The following is a 24,782-nucleotide window of genomic DNA, read 5'->3' on the forward strand; positions in this document are numbered from 1 at the left end:
GATTGATAAAGAAAGGAGGCGTAGTATACTTGCAATCCATTAGTGTGCAAAAAATTAGAAGCGTCCTACAGGGGAAAATTATCCATGGATCAGATCAATGGTCTGTGAAGCATGCAATCTACTATAATCGACATGATTTAATTCACAATCACACACTTATGTTTGTTAGTCGAAGTGATAAAATCAATTGGCAAGAGATTGATAGAAAGGGGCCCTCCCTTGTCATTTCCGATAAACCGGCTACTGAGTTGAAAAATGCGTTAGATAATACAACGGTTTTACACGTCAAAAGCGTTGCACAGGCATACTGGACATTTATTGAATATTATCGAGGCCTTTTTCAAATTCCGGTAGTGGCATTGACAGGAACCTGTGGTAAAACGACAACGAAAGAGATGCTAAAACATATCGCTAGTAAACATTGGCAAGTGCAAGCATCTGTTAGTAGTAAAAATGAGCCAAGGCAATCATTGCCCTATTTGACGGGTGTTGATGATAAAACACAGGCAGCCATTTTTGAACTAGGCTTAGGGAATACAGGTAATATAAAACATCAATGCATGATCTATCAACCAACTATCGGCATTATTACAAATATTGGTGTTCACCATTTAGATGGCTGTCTCAATCTTGAAGGTTATATTAAAGCAAAAGCAGAGATAGTCGAGGGAATTCGAGCAGATGGTACACTACTAATTAATGCAGATGATTCCAATATCGAAAAAATATCATTACAAAAATTTAAAGGGAAAATTATTAGATTTGGCTTACAGGATTCGGCTGATTACAAAGCTTCCGCTATAGAATTTGCTCATACAGGCATGAAATTCGTGCTAGAAGTAGCAGACACTAAGTATAATGTGTTTGTACCTGGTTACGGTGAGCATCAAGTATATAATGCGTTAGCCGCCATTGCTGCCTGTAGCGAAATGGGACTTTCCATACGTCAAGCCATTGCAGGGTTAAGAACCTTTAAACAGATGGCGAGACATTTAGAATTTACGAAAGGGATAGGTGACAGTACGATTATTGATGATACGTGGACCAATAATCCGACTTCTGTCGAAGCAGCCTTGAAAGTGTTAGATACAGTAGGAAAAGAGAAAAAAGTTATTCTTGTGCTAGGGGATATAAAGCGATTAGGAAATTTTGAAGAAAAATATCATCGGGAAATTGGCTCCAAAGTAGCTGAAAGACAGATAGATACATTAATTACGATCGGCAAAAGGGCAGAGGCAATTGCTGACCAAGCAAAAAAAGATGGAACTAAAGCAGAGGTTCATACGTTTAAAGATGTAACAGGTGTATTAGAAATATTGAAACCAAAGCTTGACGCGGACACGATTGTTCTCATAAAAGGACCGATGTCGAGTAGATCCATGATTGAATTTGCCAACAATCTTAAAAATCTATCCTAACTAAAAAGGGTGTCTCCAATATTGAGACACCCTACCATTTAAAGCTTTGTTATTTTATCACACGTCGAGCTGTAACATAATTCTTTTGCGCCCAAGTGGAACTTAAATTTTGTTTGACAACATTGTTTGTAGTCATACTAATATATTGATTATTTCCTAAATAGATACCTGTTTGTGTAATATTTGCTCCTCCATCATTCGTTGAGAAGAACAATAAATCACCTTTTTGAAGCTGAGACTTGAGTACTTTTGTACCAACTAAAGCCTGTTTGCTCGCTAGTTTATCCTTTAAATCAATGCCGTTCTTGTTAAATACATAGTACGTAAATCCCGCACTTGTGAAAGTTAGTGCACTCTCATTATACGTATAGCCAAATTTTGCTTTGCTAGTTAAACCTGAAGCTGTAGCAATAATCTTATCGGCAGACGTATTCGCTGAAGGTGCACTTACCGAGGGGGTGTCAGAGAAAACCCGCTTAGCTGTAATATAGTGTTCTTTATAGTAATCAACTAATAAAACTCTCGTCATTACACCATCGGAATTAGGGATGATAATACGGTGATCACCAGCATAAATCCCAACAATTGAAGGATTTTTTGAGCCTGCCACACTATTAAAGAATACTAAATCACCCTTTTTCAAGTTTGCACGTGCTACTGTTGATCCTTGGTTCATTAAATCAGTTAACGTTTTTGCGCCTAGTGTCACACCGCTTTTACGATAGACGAAATCGACAAATGCTGGAGCTGTAAAGCGTAGGCTCGATTCATTCGTTGAAGAACTAATCGTTGCTTTATTTTTATACGTTAGCGCATTCTCTACAATTTTATCGCCTTTTGTTGCTGGGTTGGCAGATAGTAGGGTAGGTAAAACGCGTCGTGCGGATACATAGTTTTCAGTATAATATGGTTTACTATTTAAATCTGAAATTACGATATTTTGCTTGGAATCAGCCATGTGGATCATTTTATTGTTACCAATATACATACCTACATGATCGGGATCCGTGCCTGTTTTTTTACTCTTAAAGAATAGTAAATCACCTTTTTGTAATTGGTTTCGCGCTACATATGTGCCTTGTTGTATCATATAGTTTTCATTATACGTCCCAAGATCTACACCATTTTTCTCGAAGATATACATTAAAAATGAAGCACAAGAAAATTTATAAGGATATGTAGGCTTGTAAACCGTATTGCTATATGTCGATTGACCCATTAAGCTTTTACCAGTTTGAATCAATTGATCGGCTTTAGCGGCAACTGCCTGAGCGTTGTTTTGTGCATTTGTTGTAGCTGCCTCTACTTGAATTGGCTGCATCGCTGTTTGGACTAATCCGAATGAGCTAAATCCAATTGTTAATGCAAGTGTTGTAGATAAAAATCGTTTATTCATGTTGTATATTACCTCCTGAAGCGTCTAGTAGGATTTCTCCTGTATCGTCTTGCCTGGAAATAATCGTAGCATGAAAATATAGGGCTTCTTGACGGTAAATGTTGCCAGGGAGAAGTGGGGAGTGCCTCAACGCCTGCTATAAATGGCTTTATCGAAGGAATTTACAGTTATATTACAAATGTTTCAGTAAACTGTAATATGTGCGGGTTTCATTTAAAAAAACTGCCCTCAAATAGGACAGTTTAGGCAATTGCCTGTATGATTTCTAGTCGATTACCAAATGGATCTCGGAATTCAAAACGCTCATAACTTGGGATAGGTACAGATTCTACTATTTCGATTTGATGTTTGGCTAGTTTCGTCTTCCAATAATCAATATCTTCAACTTGATACGCAATATGAGCCTTTGTCGACAATCGATCAAAGCCATCCTCTGTTCCTACATGTACCTCTTGGTGACCAAGCTGTAACCAAAACCCGCCTCTACCTTTAAGAGAATGGGGTTTTTCTATTTCTTTTAGACCTAAGACACCGCAATAAAAATCTTTCCCTTGCTCCTCTGAACCTTTTGGAATAGTAATTTGCACATGATGTAAAGCAATAATCATAGTTTTACCTCCCATTATATTTATAGCTAATTATAGATTAATCACTAAATATTTACAAATTAGGGTGGTGTGTCAACATCTACGTTTCAGGCTGATTGAGCATAACTGCATGAATACCTTCTATAAAAGTGTTTAGTAAGATGGAAAAGCTTTTATTTCTATCAAGAGGCATCCCGAATCCCCCTAATTGTTCAATAGAGGTGAATCCATGAAGAATACTGCGTAGTCCTCTGACCATATGAATCGCCATTTCATCTTGCAAATGATAGGTTTCTAATACACGAAGTACAAGCTGTACGATAGATTCTTGAGCCTGCTGCAAATCTAGATCATTAGCATCTGGAAAGCGAGTGCTAGCATCATATAAGCCAGGGTGCTCTCGAACAAATTGAATATAAGCTTTACTAATTGCACGGATGGCATCATCGCCTGAGCGTCCCGCTGCTGCTTGAAGCATAGATGCTTGCAGGCTCTTGACGCCTTGAATGGCTAACTTTTGCTTCAATTCAGGTAATCCATCAAGATGGTTATATAGGGAAGGCGGTCGCACTTCCAATTTCTCTGCTAATAGCCCAATTGACAGTTGGTCTAATCCGTGTTCATCAACTAATTCTATTGCCTTTTGTACAATAATAGATAAATCTAATTTCATACGACGAGACATTTCCTCATCTCCTATTGTCTTTGTAAACTTCTTTCTGCTTCTGCAATAGCTATTTCCAAAAGCTTCTGTGGCTGCATTAACATCTTTCCATGTCCGACAGCTAGTAGGCTTGGCTTTAATTTACTTAATTTTTTTGCGCTTTCAAGTGCTGTGCTTTTATCCCATGTAGCAAGGGCAGGAAACGGAAATAATGGATTCATCATACCTGATACGACAAGCTTTCCTCTTGTTATAAGGGCGTCTCCAGCAATTAAACTTCTATTGCGTGTGTCGAAAAGAGTAATAGAACCAGGAGTGTGACCTGGGGTTGCAATCACTTCTAATGAACCAACCCGTGCACCTTCTTCCAGTAATAGGTCTGGTTTCGTTTTAATGTTTTTAGGAAGCCCTCCCTTAATCGGTACAGCCTTTTCATTAGGAAGCAAAGTTTTATTCCCCTCCAATAAGAGGGCATCCCTTGAAGAGATGTACACCTGACAATCAGGTATTTCTTCTTTTAATGTATCTAACGCTCCTAGATGATCATTATGTGCATGGGTAATAATGATCTTCGTTATTGGTTTTCCTATAGTTTTAGCTACATCTATAATACTTTTTGCACTATATGGTAATGCGGCATCAATCAGTGTTAGCTCATGTTGCTCTTCTACAAAATAACAATTAACAGGAAATATTCTCGGCATAAATGACAATTGATATACGGTGTTAATAGTCGAAACCTTCATTCTTATAATACCTCCTATAAGCTAATCTTATTTTTATTTTAACTAATTTAATTAGTTTTTGCAATATTCACTTTAAATAGGGTGTGCAATGCTAAAAATATGGTGGAAATAGCTGAATGGGTGAATAAACTATAGTTTTTTTGAATCTATTAAGATCGAACAAACCTTATGGTATAATAATAAAAACGGAATAATAGGATAGAGGTACAAACCGAATTGGGTTTGTTTAAAAGGGAAGATCGGTGAAAATCCGACGCTGTCCCGCAACTGTAAATGGGAGCACATTTCAAGAGACCACTGTTACGCCTTGTAATGGGAAGGTGAAAGGTGTGATGAACATAAGCCAGGAGACCTGCCTTTATCCAGTACAGCCAAAAAACCTACGCGGATAGGGGGTGTTGAGTGTGACTAGAGAAATTCTCCTGCATGCTCATAGTATGATGATTGCTAACAAGGTAGCTTCTATGAATAATAGAAAGCTTTTTTCCATATGGCAAACATCGTATTATGTCGTGTATTTGTCATAAAAGACATCTTTCTAATGAGGGAAAGATGTCTTTTTTATGTAAATTATTAAAGGAGTGGTCCACATGAATCCACAAGTTGTTGAGTACTATGAAAGTTTATTTAAATTTGAAATTATGCAAGAGCCAAAGCCTTTGAAGGAGCTTGTTGAACAATATGTTGGGCATGATACGGCACATGAGCAATCTATTTTAGCAGCGTATGCAAATGTGATGAAGGAATTAATTGGATAGTGAAAGTTTGAAGGGCTACTTCTTTATGGGGTAGCCTTTTTTATTGCGCATTTGTTGACAACATTTTGTAGGAGGCGTAAGATTCTATTGAACAATCGTTTTGAACATTTGTTCAAAAAAGAGGTGAGACCTGTCGATAAAAAAGATTTAATACTAAAAGAAAAAAATAAAGAGGTAAAAGATCAAATTTTACAGGCGGCAAAATTATTGTTTTCTTCAAGAGGATACGATGGAACGACGGTGAGACAAATTTGTGATGAAGCAAATGTATCACTCGCCCTTGTTTCCTATCATTTCGGTGGCAAAGAAAATGTTTTTAATGCACTATTCGAGCCACTCCGCCATACTTTTATGAATGCGCATTATGATGTCAATAATTCACTAGAAGCACTTCGTAGCTTTTGCAGAAACTTTGTCCTTTATCGCATACATGAGCATGAATTAATTGATATTTTACAGCAAGAAATTGTGATGAATAGTCCACGATTAGAGATGCTGAAGGACGTATTTCTACCTTCCTGGGAGCAGCTTCGGACAATTTTACAAGCTTGTTTAGAGCAACGATCAATTCATTTTGATTCCATTGATATTGCTCTTAACTTCATCATGGGGACATTAATGTACTCACTCAATAATCCATTTTTAAATCGATCCGCATTGCCATTAACACCTGAACAAATTGCAGATCTTGCAGTCGATTTCGTGTTAAATGGTCTACAAACAAACTATTAAAAAAGAAGGTAATCGCAATGAAAGCAGCAAAATTTTATGGCATGAAAGATATTCGCGTAGAGGAAGCCGAACTACCTGTACTAAAAAATGGAATGGTGAAAGTAAAAATCGCATTTGCAGGGATATGTGGCAGTGATTTACATGAGTATGTAGGAGGTGCTTATGCCTTCCGTACACAGCCAATATTAGGACATGAATTTTCGGGAGTAGTGGTGGAGGTCGCAGAGGGTGTCACTCACACCAAAGTGGGAGATCGTGTGGCAGTGGAACCACCTATCCCATGTGGAAAATGTGCGAACTGTAAACGTGGCTATTCAAACTTATGTAAAAGCGGCCAGTCATATGGCTATACGATTTCAGGTGGTTTTGCAGAATATGCTGTTGTTCGTGAGGAAAATATTTATCATCTCCCTGAAGGTATGAGCTTAGAGCTAGGCGCACTTGTTGAACCTACAGCCGTAGCCGTTCATGCTGTTCGTCAAAGTCAATTAAAGCTAGGAGATACAGCCGCTATTTTTGGTGCAGGTCCCATTGGCTTATTAATTTTGCAAGCTGTGAAAGCAGCAGGAGCAAGTGAAATCTTTGTAGTAGAGGTTTCTGATGAACGACGCCAAAAAGCATTGGAGCTAGGCGCAACCTATGTCGTTAATCCAATCGACACAGATGCTGTTGCCTTTATTCGTGAAAAAACAAATGGCGGTGTGGATGTTGCATATGACGCAGCAGGTGTACAAGCAACTTTCTCAAGCGGCGTAAGTGCTGTTCATCCGGGTGGTGAATTTAAAATCGTCAGTGTTTGGGAAAAACCAGTTGAATTCAATCCGAATGCGGTAGTTTCACCTGAAGTGAAAATTAGCGGTTCATTCGCTTACGTGAATATTTTCCCAGAGGTCATTCGATTACTAGCACGTGAGGTAATCGATGGGCAGGCAGTGATTACAAGCCAAATTGCTTTAGAGGATATCGTTGAAAAAGGATTTGAAGCACTAATGAAAGATCGTAGCCAATGTAAAATCCTTGTGAATATGAGTTTATAAATTTACCCTAATTCGTAGCCAAATTTGTATCATTACTTGTTTGGCTATGATTTTTTTATTGATAAATAGCATAATACCACTAGGAATACATTTGTTTGTCATAAAACTGCCTTTAGGACTTCATTCATATTTCACTTTTACTTTATATAATAAATTTGATATTTATCTTCATTCAGCAAATGTTTGTAATACAGAAGGTTCCTCCTTCATAGGGGGATGCATGCTAATTGAGTGTTCAAACGCCTACTGAATCAAGATAATGCCTCAAGCGGATATCACAGATTTTGAAGATGAACTTTCCGGCCAAGCTCCTCTTCAAAATCTGGTCGCAGCCTAACAACAGCGGCAATTACGGTGAGGTGTATTTGATCAAATAGATTGGAGATTAAAAATGAAAAATCTGCTTTATTCAAGGTTTTGGCGTTTGCATTTTTTCGCAGCTCTGTGTATTACGCCATTACTGCTATCTCTCACATTAAGTGGGATCGGCTATTTGTTTTTTACAGATGTAGAAAATCGTTTATATGATGATTATTTTTTTGGCGATAGCCATAAAGAAGAGGTCTTAACTATTGATGAAGCAGTGGAAAAAGCAGAGGCAGCATTTGCAGGATACTCCACGACAAAAGTGATTATGTTGGAAGAGCCTTATAATACACGTTTAACTTTATCAAATGGCAATGAACAGAAATATGTATTTTTAGATGATCAAAATCAAATGGTTGGTAGTCAGGATGCCAATTATACATTTTCTAATATTATGAGAAATACCCATAGCTCTCTATTTATTGGTGGTACATTTGTCAATTATTTAGTAGAACTTGCGGCATGCTGGACGATCTTTTTATTGCTATCCGGACTTTATATGACATTTAAAGGCGATTTATTGAAAAAGCGCAAGTCGGAAAATAAACGACAAAAAAGTAAGAGATACCATGCGCTTGTTGGGACCATCATTACTATTCCAATGGTGATGTTTATTTCTACAGGGCTTTTATGGTCGGCTTTTCAAGGTTCAATACTGGCCAATATAGCGTCAGAAAGTCCAACTTTCGGCTACCCATTATTACAGCAAAAGCCACCAACATCAGATGTGTCTGAGATTCCGTGGGCAACTCGTCAATTAGAGGCTCCAACATCTGAGGGAGAACATGCACAACATCACGGTGGTGGGTCTGTCCGTTATACAAACGACAACCAAATGACGATTGCTAATCTTGAAAAAGAAATCACGGCCATGAATATCGCCAAACCGTATTCGATTATTTATCCGTCAAACGAAGAAGGCGTTTATACAGTGGCAAAGGCTAGTAATTCAGGTGTAACAGGACTTGATGTCAAGCCTACAGACGAAGCAACGATGTATTTTGATCAATATAGCGGCAAGTTTATTGATCAGGTTAACTACAAGGATTATGGTATGCTGGCGAAGTTCTTTACATGGGGCATTCCTTTACATGAAGGACATTTGTTTGGCTGGCCAAATAAGCTGTTAAACTTACTCGTATGTTTAGCCTTTTTAGCAGTAATTGTATGGGGAATTCGCACTTGGATTTTACGTAGGAAAAAAGGTGAGCTGTCTGCTCCACCACAAATTTCACATAAAATCTCACTTCCTTTCGTCATCTTCCTTATTATTTTAGGGATTATCATGCCATTATTCGGTGCCTCATTGATCGCAGTGGTGTTGATTGAATATTTCATTTTAGGATGGCAAACTAAAAAGAAACTAAGAGCAGAAGAAACTAAATAACGATAATGGATACGGCACAACCAAAAGGTGTCGTATCTTTTTTTGTGTTGATTATTTCATATGGTGTAAGCCGAATACTATGTTGATGCTAAAAATTATTTATAGATTTTTCAGCGCGATTTTATAAAGTTTTAAGATTTGTATGGTACATTGCTATTAGTTTCAGCTAATTGGGGGAATTTAGATGTCGATTAAAACGAGGTTTTTGCTATCTTATGTAGGCGTTATTATTATTGCAATCACGCTTTTACTTGCAGCTGTTTTTCTTTTTGCCTTTGCGATCACAGGTGATGTTAAAGCAATTGAGCATTTTTATAAAAAGTCATATGTCCAAAAGCCTTTAACAACAGTAGAGGAAAATGCTTTTTTAGATTTGAAATTATTGGCTAAAAATAATCCCCAGCAGCTTTTAGATATTGAACAGCTACAAACGATCAATGCTCCTTCCATTGAGATTGTAGTGCGGAAAGACCATCAAATTGTTTATGCCACACAGCAAGAGCATCAACAATTATTACTGCAAAGTTTACCAGGTTTTGAGGCGACCAATATTAATTCACGTGACACAATCATGATCAATCAAGCGTTTTATACGTATGTGAAGTTTGATTTTTATTTCCCTGACAAAACGGAGGGGAGTATCTTTGTTTTAAGAGAGGTAAGTTCACATGCGGAAATAACGCGAGAATTATTACCTATTTTATTAGGTATTTTATTTGTATTATTTCTAATGATTATTGGTTTATTAAATTATTTAGTGTCTAGAAGTATCATTAACCCTATCACAGCCTTAAAAGAAGGGGCTCAACGAATTAAATCGGGTGATTTAGATTTTGAAATATCATCTCGTTCTAATGATGAAATAGGTCAGCTCAATCGATCGTTTGAGGAAATGAGAGTCAAGCTCAAGGAGTCTGTACAAATTCAGCTTCAATATGAAGAGAATCGGAAAGAACTTTTATCGAATATCTCCCATGATTTAAAAACACCGATGACCTCTATTATTGGCTATGTAGAAGGTATTAAAGATGGTGTAGCGAATACCGAAGAGAAAATGGATAAATATTTAACGACGATCTATACGAAAGCTAAGGATATGGACGTATTAATTGATGAATTATTCTTATTTTCCAAATTGGATTTGAAAAAGGTTCCGTTCCAAATGGACAGTGTGAATCTTCAACAATATATGCATGATTATGTGGAGGATGCTAGTTTTGACTTTATTGCCAGAGATATTCATTTACAATATATATCAGCAGGCTCACCGCTTTTTGCTATGGCAGACAGGGATAAGTTAAGACGTGTCTTATCTAATTTATTGAGCAATAGTGAAAAATATATGGATAAACCCTATAAGCAAATTATTATTTCCCTGCATGAACGAGTAGATGATGCCATCATTCAAGTTACGGATAATGGTGCGGGTATTGATCCTACAGCATTACCACATATATTTGACCGGTTTTATCGTGCGGAGCCTTCTCGAAATTCGCAAACAGGTGGTAGCGGTCTTGGGTTAGCGATTGCAAAACAAATCGTCCTTGAAATGGGCGGCGATATTTGGGCAAAGAGCGAATTGACAAAGGGAACGAGCATTTTCATTTCATTGAAAAAGGATGAGGAAATGAGGAAAGATCATGAAAAAAATACTATTAATTGAAGATGAAGTGAGCATAGCAGAGCTCCAACGTGATTATTTAGAAATTAATGATTTTATGGTAGATATACAACATAATGGCGATGAGGGGCTGAAGCAGGCACTTCATGGAGATTATGATTTAATTATTTTAGATATTATGCTTCCAGGAATGAATGGCTTTGAAATTTGTAAACAAATTCGAGCAGTGAACAATATTCCCATCTTATTTGTGTCGGCAAAAAAAGAGGATATAGATAAAATCCGAGGGCTTGGTTTAGGAGCAGATGATTATATTACCAAGCCCTTTAGTCCAAGTGAGCTTGTGGCAAGGGTCAAGGCGCATTTATCAAGATATGAGCGTTTAGCGTCTAACCAGCCAACGAATAATATGTTGTCTATCCATGGTATTACGATCGATACATCCGCTCGTAAGGTATTTGTGAATGGTGAAGAAGTGGCCTTTACAACTAAGGAATTCGATTTGCTTGTATTTTTTGTCAAACATCCAAATCAAGTATTAAGTAAAGAACAATTATATGAGCGAAACTGGGGCTATGAATCCGCTGCAGATGTTTCCACCGTTACTGTGCATATACGAAAGCTTCGTGAAAAAATTGAACGTGATCCTGCACAGCCCAAGTTTTTGGAAACCGTATGGGGTGCAGGTTACCGCCTAAATGTATAAGATCAACGCCTCGTCGTCTTGACGAGGTTTTTTTATTGAAATTTTAGACTTTTTTAAGAAATGGTTAATAGGCAATTTAGCAATGACTTGTAAACTAAGAATATAACAACGAAATTACCTAGTGAGGAAGGTGCATGGCAAATGAAAAAAATGCAAGCGGTCACGATCGCTTTATCATTTTTACTGCAGGGATGTGCCCCAAATGATACGGAGGCCATAAAGCTTAATAAAGATGGAAATGAGGAGGTGGCAACAGATTTGGCTAGTCAATTGTTTCAAGCGGTAGAAAATAGAAATATAGAATCGCTTAAAAGGGTTATCAATGAAAAAGTAGATATTAATGCGCAGGACTCAAATAATCGAACAGCATTAATGATTGCTACTTATAATCAGGATGTGGAAGTAGCGAAATTACTAATCGATGCAGGTGCCGATGTAAACATCCAGGATGATATGAAAAACACGCCTTTCTTATATGCTGGTGCGGAAGGCTATTTGGATATATTAAAGCTAACGATTCAAGCAGGTGCCGATCCTACAATTGTAAATCGCTATGGGGGAACGGCATTAATTCCTGCAGCTGAGCACGGCTATATTGATGTCATTGAGGAATTATTAACTACCACTAATATCGATGTGAATCATGTCAATCATTTGGGATGGACGGCATTAATGGAAGCGATTGTATTAAATAACGGCAATCCGACACAGCAAACGGCCATTCAACTGTTGGTTGATTATGGTGCTGACGTCAATATTCCAGATAAAAATAATGTGTCACCCTTACAGCACGCGAAACAGAAAGGGTTTAAGGAGATTGAAGAAATCCTTATTGCCGCAGGAGCCAAATAAAGCCGGTACAGGAGTCGTCGCTCTTCGTTCCAAGCACTTTTCTGCATAAAGCACTATATTTCTCATTTCTCCCTAAAGTCATTCATCTAATAGTCGTCCTGAATAAGAGCCGTCGAGAAGTTCACTCTCGATGGCTCTTTTCTATCGTCAACTCTAATCTTAAATATATTTCTCTATTTTTTAATTCTTTTTTAATATTTTATTTATTGGCAGTTTAGATATGGACTTTATGATAAATATTGTAAACCAAATTAAACCAAAAGGGGAGTTTGTAAGATGAAATTGAGAAAACGTATTGTCCCAGCAGCACTAGCTTTATCGGTATTATCAGCAGGTCTAGTTACATTTAGTGAGCCGTTAAATGCAGATGCAGCAGGTCAGAAAGTAGTAGCAGCTGCGAACAATGAGCAGGTGGCGAGAATTACTAAAGTTAAGCCAATCAACACAATGACATTACAAGTTACATTTACCCAACCTTTAGCAGCAGCCGATATTGATCCAAACAATTTAGAGGCAATTAAAAAAGATTTTAATTTTAATGGAAATTTAGAGATTGTCAATGTTCCACGATTAATGACCGATTCTACGAGTACATATATTGTACCTGTTACGTTCCAGGAAGATGATTTCGTCTACAGATTGAGCTATAAAGAACAACGTAATAGAGTCTTTGAAGGGACAGATGAAAAAGTACTTGTACGAAATGTGACGCAAGTAACTGATGATACTTTTACATTGGAGTCATTCCAAGAGGATGGTGTGGTGGATTATGCCAATATCATTGAGGCTTACCGTGGAGGACGTGGAGATCATGCATTTAGCATAGATCGTCAAAATCGTGATGCAAGTGGGAAGCGATTTGATGTTATTTCTTCTTTACGTGATCGCTATGTGACAGTGAAAACAAGTGAAGGGGAGGGGTTTGTTGCTAATTATGTGCCTTTCACACAAGCAGCTGATGGTAAACAAGCACCTCAATTTAGATTACCAGCAGGTCAAACTTTAAAACAAGGTGTCACATACCGAGTGTATTCTCAATGGGCAGAAATTGATGAAAAGAGCTTTGTTGCCAATAAAAAGGCACCATTTACATTGCAATCAGCTAATGCTATCGATAGTCAATCATTTGAATTACAATTAACAAATGATCCCCAATCGGATTTATTAGCTGGCCGAAGTGTCGAACTTCGTGGTAATGATGGCAGCACATTACAAGCTCAATATCGATATTCATCACGTAAAGGGGCAGTAGGGATCTTTGATATTGCGAATGGTGGCACATTAAAAGCTGGTGTAAGCTATACAGTAATGCCATTAAATAATTGGGCTACTGCGACAAATGTAGTTCTACAAGGTAAATAAACAGTCATACGTTCTCCTATAAAAAAATCTCGTCACAGTGGTGGCGAGATTTTTTGATTTATAGCCAGCCTTTATCACTCGCTATTTGAGCAGCTTGCTGTCTTGATTCTACTTGTAGTTTCTGTATAGTCGTTGATAAATAATTACGAATGGTACCTTTAGTTAAAAATAATTGTTTACTGATTTCGTGAGTGGTTAAGCCTTCCTTCACTAGTTGTAGCACGGCAATTTCTCGCTCATTTAAAGGATTTTGCTCCTTCATAAATAAAGTAGCGGCTAAATCTTTACTGACCACCTTTTCACCCTGCATAATCTTGCGAATCGTAGCGATTAAATAATCAATCGGTTCATCTTTCAGTAAGTAGCCGTGTACTTCACAATCCATTGCTTTTTGTAAATAGCCTGGGCGTGCAAACGTTGTGACAATCATCACTTTGCAGGGCAAATTGGCCACTTTAATTTTTTCTGCAAGTTCTAACCCTGAGAGATGGGGCATTTCAATATCTACAAGGCAAACATCGGGTAATTCCTGCTGAATGTAGTCCCATGCTTTTTGACCATCAGAAACTTCAGCGATTACTTCAATATCGGGTTCGAATGACAAAAGGGATGTTAAGGCACCACGTAACATTTGTTGGTCCTCTGCTAGTAAAACTCGTATCATGACGGGGGCTCCTTTCCATCTTGAATGGGTATGCTCAATATCACCTTTGTGCCTGTCTTTGTATTGTCTTCAAACAGGGCATCCCCTTGCAGAACACGCATTCTTTCTTTCATCGAGTTCATGCCATTGCCCAGTCCCTTTTGTTCCAAACCAATCCCATCATCTTGAATAGCAATGGTATATTGTCTAGTTCGACAGTGGATTTGCATATGGCAGTTCTGAGCATGACTATGCTTTAGCATATTAGTAGTAGCCTCACGTACACATAAAGCTAGCATTGTTTCCTCAACACTTGAAAGAACAATTTTTGGACAGTGATTGTGAATGGTGGTCTTAATATTGGCACTTTGTAATAGCTGCTGGCAGTGGTGCAGCTCCGTTTGTAGAGACACGAAATTCATATCCGAAACAAGCTCACGTACTTGCTTTAGGGCTGTACGCGTTGTAGCTAATATGTCGTTTAATTCTTGTTTGACACTGGAAGGATCCCGGTCGATAAGTTTAGTAGTCAATTCTGTTTTCACTTTAATCATCGTCAGGGTGTGACCAATGGTGTCATGAAGATCTCTAGCAATGCGCTGTCTTTCCTCCTGCTGAACAAGCTGGGTATTAACATCTGTCAATTCGTTTTGTAGATTTTTCGATTTTTCTACAAAATAAATGAGGATAGGGAATACCAATTGAATGATCATCATGGGTACTAGTACCTGTGAATCAACAAGTGCTAGGGAATTTGTGGTCGCCAAGAAAACGATTAAAAACATGACAGCCATCCCTAAAATTCCGCTAGCAATATGCCATTTTGATTTCGCTCTTCCTAATAAATCGGCAAAGGTAAATCCGAAAATAAGCATGAAGATGTCCTCGTAAATAGCAAGGATGGTAATAAGAAGGAAGCCTACAATTGAGGCAAGTAGTAGCTTCCAATCTCGATTCCATAAAGCCATATAGAAGGCACCTAGGTACAAGAATAAAATAGCTAATTTAGCTATGAAAGGGAGAGCGGATTGAGACCATAACACCATGGCTACTAATACAATTATAGATACAACATCGATAATTAAATAATGTTTAACTTGTTCTCTGGGATATATTTTTATGGCTTACACCATCCTCTGTTGCTTATTCTTTGTCAGAGCGTGAATCGTTTTTTTACGTACCCATTCCATCGGGCCAATATGGAACTGCTGCTGCCAAAATGTTGCTAGGACTAGCTGTAGGCAAGAAAGGGCAATCCAAATACTTATGATAAGAATGCTATTTACATGACCACCTAAGCCAAGTCCCCAGCCGTAAAAAATAATAGACGCCAGCACATTTTGCAGCACATAACAGCTTAATGACATTTTGCCGACATTGGCAAATCGTTGCCAAAGCCAATCTAGCCTCTTATATTCTACCAGTTTACCTAAAATTCCAATATAGCCAATCGATAGAATCGGAGCACATAAATAACGAACAGGTAAATCAAAAAGCCCCCCTGGAATAAAAATTAGCAAATTTAATGGGATGCCAATGAATACACCGATTGTAAACAGCTTTTGCCGAGCCTGATGACCTTTATTCGTTGGTGAAAAAACCTCATTGCGCATGAACTTGACGCCAAGAATAAATAAAAAAACATTCATAGGGATAATAAAAATAGCTTCTGTCCGATAAAATAAAAAGTTTGTTACGCGATGCTGTACTTGCTCCAGCCATGTACCATTTTCATAGATGGCTGCAACAGTTTCAATACCATTTAGGGAAACGCTACCAGCAAGCAAGGAAATGACAAAAATAAAGAGAATGAGGAGGACATGAAAGCTACCAAAAAGATAGAAAGCCCATGTCATCACTTTGTCGCCTAATCTAATTACAATAGCCACGATAAAAGCCGTAACGGCGTAGCTCATTAAAATATCATATTCCATGACAAGTGTGTAATGAAGCAGTCCCTCCAACCCTAAAAAGACAATCGTCCATAGATACATGCCTGGCCAAGCATTTCCTTTACGAAGTGCTTGCTGGTATTTTAGCTGTAAACCTACTCCAAACATAATCGTTAATAATCCTAGGAGCTTTCCATTGACGAAAAATAGCACTAACATTCGTAAAAAATCATTGAAAGACCACCAACCAGTATAATTACTCGTTGTGATATACGATAAATCACCGAGATAAGCAAAAATCCAAATATTTGTTCCGAGCGTTCCTAAGACAGCGAAGCCTCTTAGCATATCGATAAAGGGAAGCCTTTGTTGTGTTTGCATTGTTCTATCACTCTTTCTTTGTTTTTCTTAAATTCATGATAAGAAAAACAGGAGGGGAAAACCTATTCACACGAGTCAAAGAAACTATATGACAGGTGTCATAACAAAAAACCAGCAACGCTTTGTATGCTGGCTAAAAGATTATTTTGTACATATATAGATGCGATAATCTAAAATAGTATCGTATTTTTCGTTCATCCTCATATGCTGATCCATGACATCATACAAGGTGGATTCGATATCCTTAGAAATGTGGAATTCTGGCTTGGATAAGATATCCTTGTTTTTTTGTATGCGAATATCTTGAAACCCTGTCTCTTGGAATAAAGCAACCCAATCCTTTTTCGTGAGGAGCGCATCAAATCCGTAAAATTGTTGGATGTCGTCTGCCTGCTGTGTGGAAAGGAGCATAGGGACGGTAAATTCAATGGCAATTAAGCGTCCACCTTTTTTCAATAAACGGAAAATCTCTTGCAATGCACGTTGTTTATTTACAAAGGCAAGAACTGATTCAGCAAGGACAAAGTCAAATGCTTCATTGGGTAATGATGTTTCCTCAATCGAGCCTTGAATGATATTGACTGATACATGTGCTTTTTTCATGCGGTGACGCGCCTTTTCTATCATGATGGGATTGATATCGATACCCGTTACGTGGGCTGCATAATGGGAAGCCAAATAGGCAGCTGTTTGTCCTGTTCCACAGCCAACATCTAAAATATGTGAGGCTGGTAGAATACGCTCATTCTTCATGATTTCCTTTGATAGATTAATGCCCCCAGGATGGGCACCACCCACACCAAATTTCGCTAAAAATTGGAGATAATTAGAATTTTGAATGAAAACCACCTTCTTTTTTATATAGTATGAAAAGAAAACTAGTATGGTTCCCTTACATATGGTAAAAAGCTAGAAATCCCTATTTTTTATAGGACAAAAATAGATAATTTTTGATACTTCTTCATACGTCTAATTCCTTCATAAAAGACGCACATATACTAGGGAAGAGCTTTTAGATAGGAGGTGTATAAATGCCACATTTTCAGCCGAATTATAGAAGAGGAGTCTATCCTTCAAACAATATGGGAACTTTTGGTCCTCCATTTCGAGGTAGAGCGATGCAACCTAACTATCCACCCAATCAGCAATTTCAAGGTCCTAGAATAGGAGGGAGGTTGCCAGATCATCTAAATACAATTATGGGTCATGCTGGAACGATTACGAATGGCGTAAATATGTTAAGACAGATGGGGGCACTATTAAGTTTATTCAGATAAAAGAAAGAAACCCTCATAAGAATGCTTTCTTAAGAGGGTTTCTATTATGATTAATGGGATGGGACAAGTTCCTTTTCGATAATGGAGCGGTTTTTCTCTTTAAATAGTTCATTATGAGAGGACACCATTCCATGGCGATAAGCAGTTGGCTCTAAATAAGTTTTAATAGAGTTGACCGCATTGGCTGCATCTTGGAATGTCCCAAGTAGCAAATTAATTTTTCCTTCAAATGATAAAATATCTCCTGCCGCAAAAATACCAGGCTGTACGGTTTCACCTGTTGCTTTGCCTTCAAAATAATAATCATCCTTTTTAGGAATCGAAATCGCTTCATCAAACGTGAGGGACGCTTCACAATTATAGCCATGACTAATGATGACCTCATCAATTTGACGAGTGTAGCTTTCCTTTGTTTTTGAGTTTTCACATCTCACTAATTGAATAGCCGTTTTATCGTCATTTGCTAAAAGCTTTGTAATCGTCGTATTACATTCAATAAGGACGCCAGCATCAATAGCTTCTTTTACGGTTGCCTCATGCGCTGATAATGTTTCTTTACGGTAAACCACTGTCACACTTTTAGCGATAGGGCTCAGTTCGACAGCCCAATCAATGGCCGCATTGCCGCCACCAGAGATAAGGATATCCCTATTTACAAAACGTTTATAGGATTGAACGGTATAGTGTAAATTGGACATTTCATATTTCTCAGCACCTTCCAGCGTTAGTTTCTGAGGATTAATAATCCCTCCACCAACCGCTAGTAGAACTGTTTTTGAATAATGCCTTTCACCAGTTGCTGTATGTACAATAAATAGATTTTCTTGTTGTTCAATAAAATCTACTTTTGTGTTTGTTAGGATCGTAGGGTCAAATGTTTTAGCTTGCTGGATCAATTGTTTAACAAATTTCTCGCCTAAAATAGGGGGGTGACCTCCTATATCCCAAATAAGCTTTTCAGGATAAAGTAATACTTTTCCACCAAGTTGAGATTGGCTCTCTATTAATTTTGTTTTTAATCCTCGTAAACCACTATAAAAGGCGCTATACAAGCCAGCAGGGCCTCCGCCAATAATTGTCACATCATACACATGTTGCATTTTTATTGCCACATCCTTAATTAATAGTAAAAAAGTAATTGACAAAATCTTATCATAAAATTAGACTAATTTTAGTGATAATGATTATCATTTTTAACAGTGCCTATAATAGCATGGAATGAAGTAAAAAGAAAGAGAGGGTCCGAATTGCGTTTAGAAGTAGAATCGATTCGTGTTGGTTATGAGAATAAAACGATTGTGCATGACTTATCGCTGCAAATTCCAGATGGCAAAATCACAACGATCATTGGATCAAATGGTTGCGGAAAGTCTACCTTATTAAAGGCCATTACACGTATTTTAAAGCATGAGAGTGGACAGGTCATTCTGGATGGTCAAAATATTTCCAAGATGAACACGAAAGAATTGGCGAAAGAACTGGCTATTTTACCGCAAAGCCCAGAAAGTGCACATGGTTTAACAGTGGAAGAGCTTGTATCCTACGGTCGATTTCCCTATCAAAAGGGCTTTGGCAATTTATCACAGAAAGATAAAGAGGTCATTGACTGGGCTTTACAAGTGACAAAAACAGAAGACTTCCGCTTACAATCTGTAGATGCTTTATCAGGTGGACAGCGTCAACGAGTGTGGATTGCAATGTCTTTAGCTCAAGAAACCGACATTATATTTTTAGATGAGCCGACAACCTATTTAGACATGGCACATCAATTAGAGGTTCTAGAGTTACTTTATAAGCTCAATGAAGAACAAGGGCGCACGATTGTTATGGTCCTCCATGATTTAAATCAAGCTGCACGTTTTTCTGATTATATTGTGGCACTGTCACAAGGAGAGCTTGTGAAATTTGGAACAGCTGAAGAAGTCATGGTTCCAGAAGTATTAAAAAAAGTGTTTAATATTGATGCTGTAATTGGTCAAGATCCACGAACGAACAAACCAATGTGCATTACATATAACTTATTACAAACCGTTTAAAGGAGAATGAAAGACAATGAAGAAGTGGTTATTACCAATGTTTATGATGCTTGTACTCGTACTTGCGGCGTGCGGCAATAAAGAAGAGAAAACAGAAAAGGCTGATGAAGGCTCGAAAGAAGCAACTTCAGCTGAGACAATTACTTATCAATCAGAAGCAGGTCCTATTGAAGTACCGGCAAACCCTAAACGTGTAGTCGTATTATCTTCTTTTGTAGGGGATTTATTACAGCTTGATGTTGATGTTGTCGGTGTAGATGCATGGGCAGCAAAAAATCCAAACTTTGAAGATGCTATTAAAGATGCAGTAGTTGTTGAAAATACAGATGTTGAAAAAATTCTTGAGCTAGAGCCAGACTTAATCATTGGTTTAAATGGTATTGAAAATGCTGATAAATTATCAGAAATTGCACCAACTGTATTATTTACGTATGGGAAAGTAGATTATTTACAACAATTTATTGAAATCGGTAAAGTTGTCAATAAAGAAAAAGAAGCAACAGCATGGGTAGAAGATTTTAAAGCACGTGCAGCAGAATCAGGTAAAAAAATTAAAGAAAAAATCGGTGAAGATGCAACTGTAACAGTGGCGGAAAACTTTAATAAACAATTTTATATTTATGGCGATAACTGGGGTCGTGGAACAGAGATTTTATATCAAGAAATGGGCTTGAAAATGCCTGAAAAAGTTAAAGAAACAGCTTTAGAGCCTGGCTACTATGCAATTTCTCAAGAAGTTTTAGGGGATTATGCAGGGGATTATGTGATTTTCAGTATGTTCCAAGACCAAGATAACTCATTTACAGATGCAGCATGGTTTAAAGATTTAGAAGCAGTGAAAAATGGTCATTTATTTGAAGTGAATGCAAATGCCTTTTATTTCAATGACCCGATCACTTTAGAACATCAACTAAAGTTCTTTGAAGAAAAATTTTTACAATAATTAGTAGAGAGTAGCGAAGGCAAATGACAAAGTTTCGACAGTTACCATTTTGGCTTCAGGTATTGCTTGCATTGATCGTATTAATCGGCACGGCTAGTATCTCGCTGTGCTTAGGTGCAGCGAATACGAGCATTCAAGATGTCTATCAAGCAATTGTCGGACAAAGTGGTGGTAAGCATTACACGATTTTACGTGAAATTCGATTTCCTCGTATCATTGCTGCCATTTTTGTTGGCAGTGCACTCGCAGTTGCGGGAGCGATTATGCAGGGGGTTACACGCAATCCATTAGCTGATCCAGGGCTACTTGGTTTAACAGCAGGGGCAAATGCTGCCCTTGCTTTAACGATGGCGTTTATCCCGAAATTTTCCTATTATACGTTAATTTTAGCCTGCTTTATTGGGGCTGGAATTGGTATGATGATCGTTTATGGGATCGGTGCCTCTACTAAGAAAGGTTTCTCTCCATTGAGACTTGTTTTAGCTGGTGCAGCAGTTACTGCTTTATTACAAGCGGTTGCTGAAGGCACGGGCATTTTATTTCAAATTTCCAAGGATGTTTCGATGTGGACAAGTGGCGGATTCATTGGCACGACATGGCAGGCGTTATTGATCGTTCCGGTCATTGTCATTGGTCTCCTATTGTCATTTGCTTTTAGTCGTCAATTAACGATTTTAAGTTTAAATGAAGAAGTAGCGGTAGGTGTTGGGCAAAACACAACTTTGATTAAAGGTATTATGATGTTTGCTGTCGTTATTTTAGCAGGCTCTGCCGTAGCTCTTGTTGGGAATCTAGCATTTGTTGGCTTAATGGTTCCGCATATTGTTCGCGCATTTGTAGGGACAGACTATCGTTTTGTCTTACCGATGAGCGCAATTATTGGCGGCTGGTTTATGGTGACCGCTGATTTTGCAGGACGTATGATTAATGCACCATTTGAAACGCCGGTTGTAGCGATTGTTTCGATTCTTGGTCTACCATTCTTCCTACTATTAGTACGGAAGGGAGGACGCCAATTTGTTTAAAGAAGGTCGCAAAAAACAGCGAAAATGGTTTTTTACTTGGCTTATCGTCACGTTATTCATTTTTGTTTTAGGCATTTCTTTAGGACCTGCCTCTGTTTCGTTTGATCGCATTCTCCCAACCTTGCTAGGCGATGGTAGTTTTAAAGAATCCTTCGTATTATTCTCAGTTCGCTTACCAAGAATGTTGGTATTAGCAGCGGCTGGGATGGCATTAGCTTTAGCAGGTGCAGTCCTACAAGGGGTTACACGCAATGATTTAGCAGATCCGGGGATCATTGGTATTAATGCAGGAGCAGGTGTCGGGATTACAGTCTTTTATTTACTTGTAAATGGAGATCTTCCACACTTTGCTTATATATTGCCAGTTGTAGGATTTTGTAGTGCGCTTTTCACTGCCCTTTGCATTTACTTTTTCTCTTATCAACGCAATAAAGGAGTGCAACCCGTCCAACTGATTTTAATTGGGGTAGGGGTAGCCTCTGCTTTATCTGGCGTAATGATGGTATTAATTTCCTCAGCAGAGCGAAGTGATGTGCAATTTATTGCCCAATGGCTTGCAGGTAGTGTTTGGGGTACGGATTGGCCATTTTTCTGGGCTTTAGTGCCTTGGCTTGTCGTGGGGATTCCGTATATTTTCTATAAATCCAATGTCCTAAATGTCTTGGCGATGACGGAGCAAACAGCTGTAGGTCTTGGGATGAATATCGGGCGCGAACGGTTACGCTTATTAATCGTCGCTGTGGCACTAGCAGCAGCAGCAGTTTCTGTAACAGGTGGTATTGCCTTTATAGGGTTGATGGCACCTCATATTTCCAAACAGCTTGTCGGACCACGCTACCAATTCTTTTTACCATTGACATTATTCATTGGCGCAAGTCTATTAATGCTGTCCGATACTATTGGTCGTGTTGCCATTGCTACTGCAACTGTACCAGCGGGTATCATTGTTGCCTTTATCGGGGCTCCTTACTTTTTATATTTATTACGGAAGAATGTATAGAAAAGTGATAGCACGAGTAAATGGATGCACGAAAGCAAAGGCTTTTGAACTACTGAAATGAATGAAAGATTTATTTTACTAAATGTATATGGCAAGTTTTTAGGAACCTCATTTGTTGAGGTTCTTTTTTTATATAATCAAGACAGGAGGTGAATAAATGATTCTATTAGCACGTCGAACATCGGAAACACAGAAGACACTAGAAGCCATTGTTCGAAGACTCTCAAACTCTCACCGGGAGTACTCGAATTATGATGAAAACTTAAGACGTTTAAAGGCTGGACACGCAGGCGAACAGCGTGTGGATGCAGAATGGCTTGAGATAGACCTACCTACCCCCTATTATTTTCTCCATGATTTTCAAACGATGAATAACTTCGGCTCTACTCATCAAATGGACACCATTTTTCTATGTCGACACTTTTTACTGATTGTAGAAATCAAAAATATAACAGGCGTTCTCTCATATGATACCGCCTTTGCACAATTGACACGGATGACCTCAGAAGGCAAGGTAGAGGGAATGACTGACCCATTTCTTCAACTTGAACGACATGTAGGATGGATGAAAAAACTGTTACATCAAGAAAAATTTCAATTGCCTGTTTTGCATGCAGTCGTGCTAGCAACAAAAAATGGAATTTTATCAGAAGGTTTTCATGGACAGCCAATATTTCATGTAACCGGATTACGTACACATTTACAAAAATGGTTCGACCGGCATCAACCAGTAGAGACTGAAAATCTCTTTCGATTTGCTATGCACCTCATGTCCCTGCATAGCACAATAAAAAGAGAGGTGAAGGTGCCTCTTGAGGAGATGGTAAAGGGGGTTCTATGTCCCCATTGTGCGAATGGTCAGCCAATGAACTACCATTATAAAAAATGGCATTGCCCTCGCTGTAAATGGGTCGACCAGGATGCATTGAAAAAAGCCCTCGAAGATTATCGATTATTAGTAGGTCCAAAGCTCACCAATAAAAGCTTCCGCGAATTCTTTGCCATCGATTCCCCAAACGTCGCCTACAAGCTACTATAGCAGCTCCCATTAAAAGCAGACAGAACAAAGAAACATAGACAGTATTGGATCATGGAATAGAAACGAACTACAATTCAGCCAGACTGAATTGTAGTTTTTTTGTGGGGAGATGGTGAGGCAAAGTGAGCGGAACATCAAGAGTGACGGATAGAGGGAGGAAAGTGACGGATAAAACGGAAAAAGTGACGGATAGAGAGTGAAAAGTGATGGATACGCATGAAGAAGGCGCGGGTGGAGAGGCGAAAATGAGGGAATCGCAAAGAGTGACGGATAGAGGGAAAGAAGTGACGGATAGAAAAGGAAAAGTGACGGATACTCCTGCTCACTTTCTACTCCTTGTCCATCCTTTCTCTTCTCCATTACAGCCCACTAATAAAAGTGACATAAATACCATGCTATTTTATATACTAGAAATCCCAACTAGACAAATAAAGATTTTAGGTATATAGTTAGCTAGGCTAACTATTATAAAGAGGAAGTGATCTTGTGACAAGTGAGCAGGAGTTTTTTAATCAGTATCGTTTAATGTATAGACCATTTATCAATAAGCTGAATGTGCAACTTGAACCGTATCAGTTATATAGCTCACAGTGGGCAGTTCTTCGTTTTTTAAAGGATAAAGGTCCGCATTCCTTTGTGGATATCGCGAATTTTATGTCTATTGAGAAGCCGAGTGTGACGAAGCTTGTACATAAACTTGTGGAGCTTGGCTATGTGGAAACGATGGCGGGCAAGGATAAGCGGGAAAAGCTTGTCCATTTATCGGCGCATGGGGAGAAGCTTGTGCAGGAGATTAAAGCGCACTTGAAGCCATTTTTTGAGCATGCACTGGCAGGTGTACCTCAGCGAGATATTGAAGTAGCGACACAGGTTTTTGAAAGAATTTGTATGAATATTAATCAATAGGAGAGCGA

26 protein-coding genes and 1 riboswitch are annotated in these 24,782 nt (G+C 38.3%); of the genes, 17 read left to right on the forward strand and 9 right to left on the reverse strand.

The genetic code is table 11. The features are described 5' to 3' along the window. The first annotated feature begins 44 nt into the window (after positions 1 to 44). Positions 45 to 1,418, forward strand: a complete 1,374-nt coding sequence (murF, locus tag MKY80_RS08620; protein ID WP_342532564.1) for a UDP-N-acetylmuramoyl-tripeptide--D-alanyl-D-alanine ligase — start codon at positions 45 to 47, stop codon at positions 1,416 to 1,418. Positions 1,419 to 1,467: 49 nt separating this feature from the next. On the opposite strand, the gene MKY80_RS08625 is transcribed toward murF, so the two are convergent. The 4 genes from MKY80_RS08625 to MKY80_RS08640 form a co-directional block, all read right to left on the reverse strand. Continuing rightward, positions 1,468 to 2,814 carry an NlpC/P60 family protein gene (locus tag MKY80_RS08625; protein ID WP_089984929.1) on the reverse strand — a complete coding sequence of 449 codons (1,347 nt, stop codon included), beginning with the start codon at positions 2,812 to 2,814 and terminating at the stop codon, positions 1,468 to 1,470. Positions 2,815 to 3,056: 242 nt separating this feature from the next. Further along, entirely contained in the window at positions 3,057 to 3,422 is a 366-nt protein-coding gene (locus tag MKY80_RS08630; RefSeq protein WP_043989996.1) for a VOC family protein, read from the reverse strand. A gap of 79 nt (positions 3,423 to 3,501) precedes the next feature. Beyond that, positions 3,502 to 4,086 carry a TetR/AcrR family transcriptional regulator gene (locus tag MKY80_RS08635; protein WP_008175711.1) on the reverse strand — a complete coding sequence of 195 codons (585 nt, stop codon included), beginning with the start codon at positions 4,084 to 4,086 and terminating at the stop codon, positions 3,502 to 3,504. An 11-nt stretch (positions 4,087 to 4,097) separates the two neighbouring features. Beyond that, on the reverse strand, positions 4,098 to 4,811 hold the full coding sequence (locus MKY80_RS08640) for an MBL fold metallo-hydrolase (protein ID WP_342532568.1): 714 nt from the start codon (positions 4,809 to 4,811) through the stop codon (positions 4,098 to 4,100). A gap of 185 nt (positions 4,812 to 4,996) precedes the next feature. Further along, a riboswitch (cobalamin riboswitch) is annotated at positions 4,997 to 5,186 on the forward strand. A gap of 215 nt (positions 5,187 to 5,401) precedes the next feature. On the opposite strand from MKY80_RS08640, the gene MKY80_RS08645 reads away from it, so the two are divergent. From MKY80_RS08645 to MKY80_RS08680, 8 genes are all read left to right on the forward strand, one after another. Beyond that, on the forward strand, positions 5,402 to 5,569 hold the full coding sequence (locus MKY80_RS08645) for a hypothetical protein (RefSeq protein WP_008175715.1): 168 nt from the start codon (positions 5,402 to 5,404) through the stop codon (positions 5,567 to 5,569). Between the two features lie 87 nt (positions 5,570 to 5,656). Next, positions 5,657 to 6,301 (forward strand): TetR/AcrR family transcriptional regulator, encoded by a 645-nt coding sequence (locus tag MKY80_RS08650; RefSeq protein ID WP_342532571.1) that lies wholly within the window; start codon positions 5,657 to 5,659, stop codon positions 6,299 to 6,301. A 17-nt stretch (positions 6,302 to 6,318) separates the two neighbouring features. Continuing rightward, a complete protein-coding gene (locus MKY80_RS08655) occupies positions 6,319 to 7,338 on the forward strand; it encodes a 2,3-butanediol dehydrogenase (RefSeq protein ID WP_089984927.1) in 1,020 nt (339 codons plus the stop codon). Positions 7,339 to 7,729: 391 nt separating this feature from the next. Then, positions 7,730 to 9,091 (forward strand): PepSY domain-containing protein, encoded by a 1,362-nt coding sequence (locus MKY80_RS08660; protein ID WP_089984923.1) that lies wholly within the window; start codon positions 7,730 to 7,732, stop codon positions 9,089 to 9,091. Between the two features lie 184 nt (positions 9,092 to 9,275). Next, positions 9,276 to 10,754 carry a HAMP domain-containing sensor histidine kinase gene (locus MKY80_RS08665; protein ID WP_089984921.1) on the forward strand — a complete coding sequence of 493 codons (1,479 nt, stop codon included), beginning with the start codon at positions 9,276 to 9,278 and terminating at the stop codon, positions 10,752 to 10,754. Then, the gene (locus tag MKY80_RS08670; protein ID WP_036125131.1) at positions 10,732 to 11,418 is read left to right on the forward strand and encodes a response regulator transcription factor; all 687 of its coding nucleotides are present in this window, start codon (positions 10,732 to 10,734) and stop codon (positions 11,416 to 11,418) included. The genes MKY80_RS08665 and MKY80_RS08670 overlap by 23 nt, the downstream gene beginning before the upstream one ends. A 141-nt stretch (positions 11,419 to 11,559) precedes the next feature. Further along, on the forward strand, positions 11,560 to 12,270 hold the full coding sequence (locus tag MKY80_RS08675) for an ankyrin repeat domain-containing protein (protein ID WP_107921848.1): 711 nt from the start codon (positions 11,560 to 11,562) through the stop codon (positions 12,268 to 12,270). A 276-nt stretch (positions 12,271 to 12,546) separates the two neighbouring features. Continuing rightward, a complete protein-coding gene (locus MKY80_RS08680) occupies positions 12,547 to 13,632 on the forward strand; it encodes an Ig-like domain-containing protein (RefSeq protein ID WP_342532574.1) in 1,086 nt (361 codons plus the stop codon). Positions 13,633 to 13,690: 58 nt separating this feature from the next. Here MKY80_RS08680 and MKY80_RS08685 read toward each other — a convergent pair whose 3' ends face one another. The 4 genes from MKY80_RS08685 to MKY80_RS08700 form a co-directional block, all read right to left on the reverse strand. Continuing rightward, positions 13,691 to 14,296, reverse strand: a complete 606-nt coding sequence (locus MKY80_RS08685) for a response regulator transcription factor (RefSeq protein ID WP_008175733.1) — start codon at positions 14,294 to 14,296, stop codon at positions 13,691 to 13,693. Next, positions 14,293 to 15,243: a sensor histidine kinase gene (locus MKY80_RS08690; protein WP_237068767.1), complete on the reverse strand. Its 951-nt coding sequence runs from the start codon at positions 15,241 to 15,243 to the stop codon at positions 14,293 to 14,295. Before MKY80_RS08690 ends, MKY80_RS08685 begins: the two co-directional genes overlap by 4 nt. Before the next feature lie 156 nt (positions 15,244 to 15,399). Further along, entirely contained in the window at positions 15,400 to 16,548 is a 1,149-nt protein-coding gene (locus MKY80_RS08695; protein ID WP_090001865.1) for a DUF418 domain-containing protein, read from the reverse strand. Between the two features lie 141 nt (positions 16,549 to 16,689). Then, positions 16,690 to 17,301 carry a class I SAM-dependent methyltransferase gene (locus MKY80_RS08700; RefSeq protein ID WP_089985168.1) on the reverse strand — a complete coding sequence of 204 codons (612 nt, stop codon included), beginning with the start codon at positions 17,299 to 17,301 and terminating at the stop codon, positions 16,690 to 16,692. A 278-nt stretch (positions 17,302 to 17,579) separates the two neighbouring features. Between MKY80_RS08700 and MKY80_RS08705 the strand changes: the two genes are divergently transcribed. Further along, complete coding sequence (locus tag MKY80_RS08705; protein WP_036225075.1) at positions 17,580 to 17,825, forward strand: hypothetical protein; 246 nt, start codon at positions 17,580 to 17,582, stop codon at positions 17,823 to 17,825. Between the two features lie 50 nt (positions 17,826 to 17,875). On the opposite strand, the gene MKY80_RS08710 is transcribed toward MKY80_RS08705, so the two are convergent. Further along, a complete protein-coding gene (locus tag MKY80_RS08710; protein WP_090001867.1) occupies positions 17,876 to 18,925 on the reverse strand; it encodes an NAD(P)/FAD-dependent oxidoreductase in 1,050 nt (349 codons plus the stop codon). 147 nt (positions 18,926 to 19,072) lie between these two features. On the opposite strand from MKY80_RS08710, the gene MKY80_RS08715 reads away from it, so the two are divergent. The 7 genes from MKY80_RS08715 (at position 19,073) to MKY80_RS08745 (ending at position 24,774) form a co-directional block, all read left to right on the forward strand. Next, on the forward strand, positions 19,073 to 19,861 hold the full coding sequence (locus MKY80_RS08715; protein WP_036125139.1) for an ABC transporter ATP-binding protein: 789 nt from the start codon (positions 19,073 to 19,075) through the stop codon (positions 19,859 to 19,861). Positions 19,862 to 19,877: 16 nt separating this feature from the next. Then, complete coding sequence (locus tag MKY80_RS08720) at positions 19,878 to 20,804, forward strand: iron-hydroxamate ABC transporter substrate-binding protein (protein ID WP_008175747.1); 927 nt, start codon at positions 19,878 to 19,880, stop codon at positions 20,802 to 20,804. 23 nt (positions 20,805 to 20,827) lie between these two features. Then, positions 20,828 to 21,829 (forward strand): iron ABC transporter permease, encoded by a 1,002-nt coding sequence (locus MKY80_RS08725; RefSeq protein WP_008175749.1) that lies wholly within the window; start codon positions 20,828 to 20,830, stop codon positions 21,827 to 21,829. Continuing rightward, a complete protein-coding gene (locus tag MKY80_RS08730; protein ID WP_342532583.1) occupies positions 21,822 to 22,829 on the forward strand; it encodes an iron ABC transporter permease in 1,008 nt (335 codons plus the stop codon). The genes MKY80_RS08725 and MKY80_RS08730 overlap by 8 nt, the downstream gene beginning before the upstream one ends. 157 nt (positions 22,830 to 22,986) lie before the next feature. Beyond that, entirely contained in the window at positions 22,987 to 23,868 is an 882-nt protein-coding gene (locus MKY80_RS08735; RefSeq protein ID WP_342532584.1) for a nuclease-related domain-containing protein, read from the forward strand. Between the two features lie 206 nt (positions 23,869 to 24,074). Further along, complete coding sequence (locus tag MKY80_RS08740) at positions 24,075 to 24,317, forward strand: hypothetical protein (RefSeq protein WP_342532585.1); 243 nt, start codon at positions 24,075 to 24,077, stop codon at positions 24,315 to 24,317. Positions 24,318 to 24,354: 37 nt separating this feature from the next. Further along, positions 24,355 to 24,774 carry a MarR family transcriptional regulator gene (locus tag MKY80_RS08745; RefSeq protein WP_089984908.1) on the forward strand — a complete coding sequence of 140 codons (420 nt, stop codon included), beginning with the start codon at positions 24,355 to 24,357 and terminating at the stop codon, positions 24,772 to 24,774. The last annotated feature ends 8 nt before the right edge of the window (positions 24,775 to 24,782 follow it).

This window comes from Lysinibacillus sp. FSL R5-0849 (genome assembly GCF_038595075.1).
GTDB lineage: Bacteria > Bacillota > Bacilli > Bacillales_A > Planococcaceae > Lysinibacillus > Lysinibacillus fusiformis.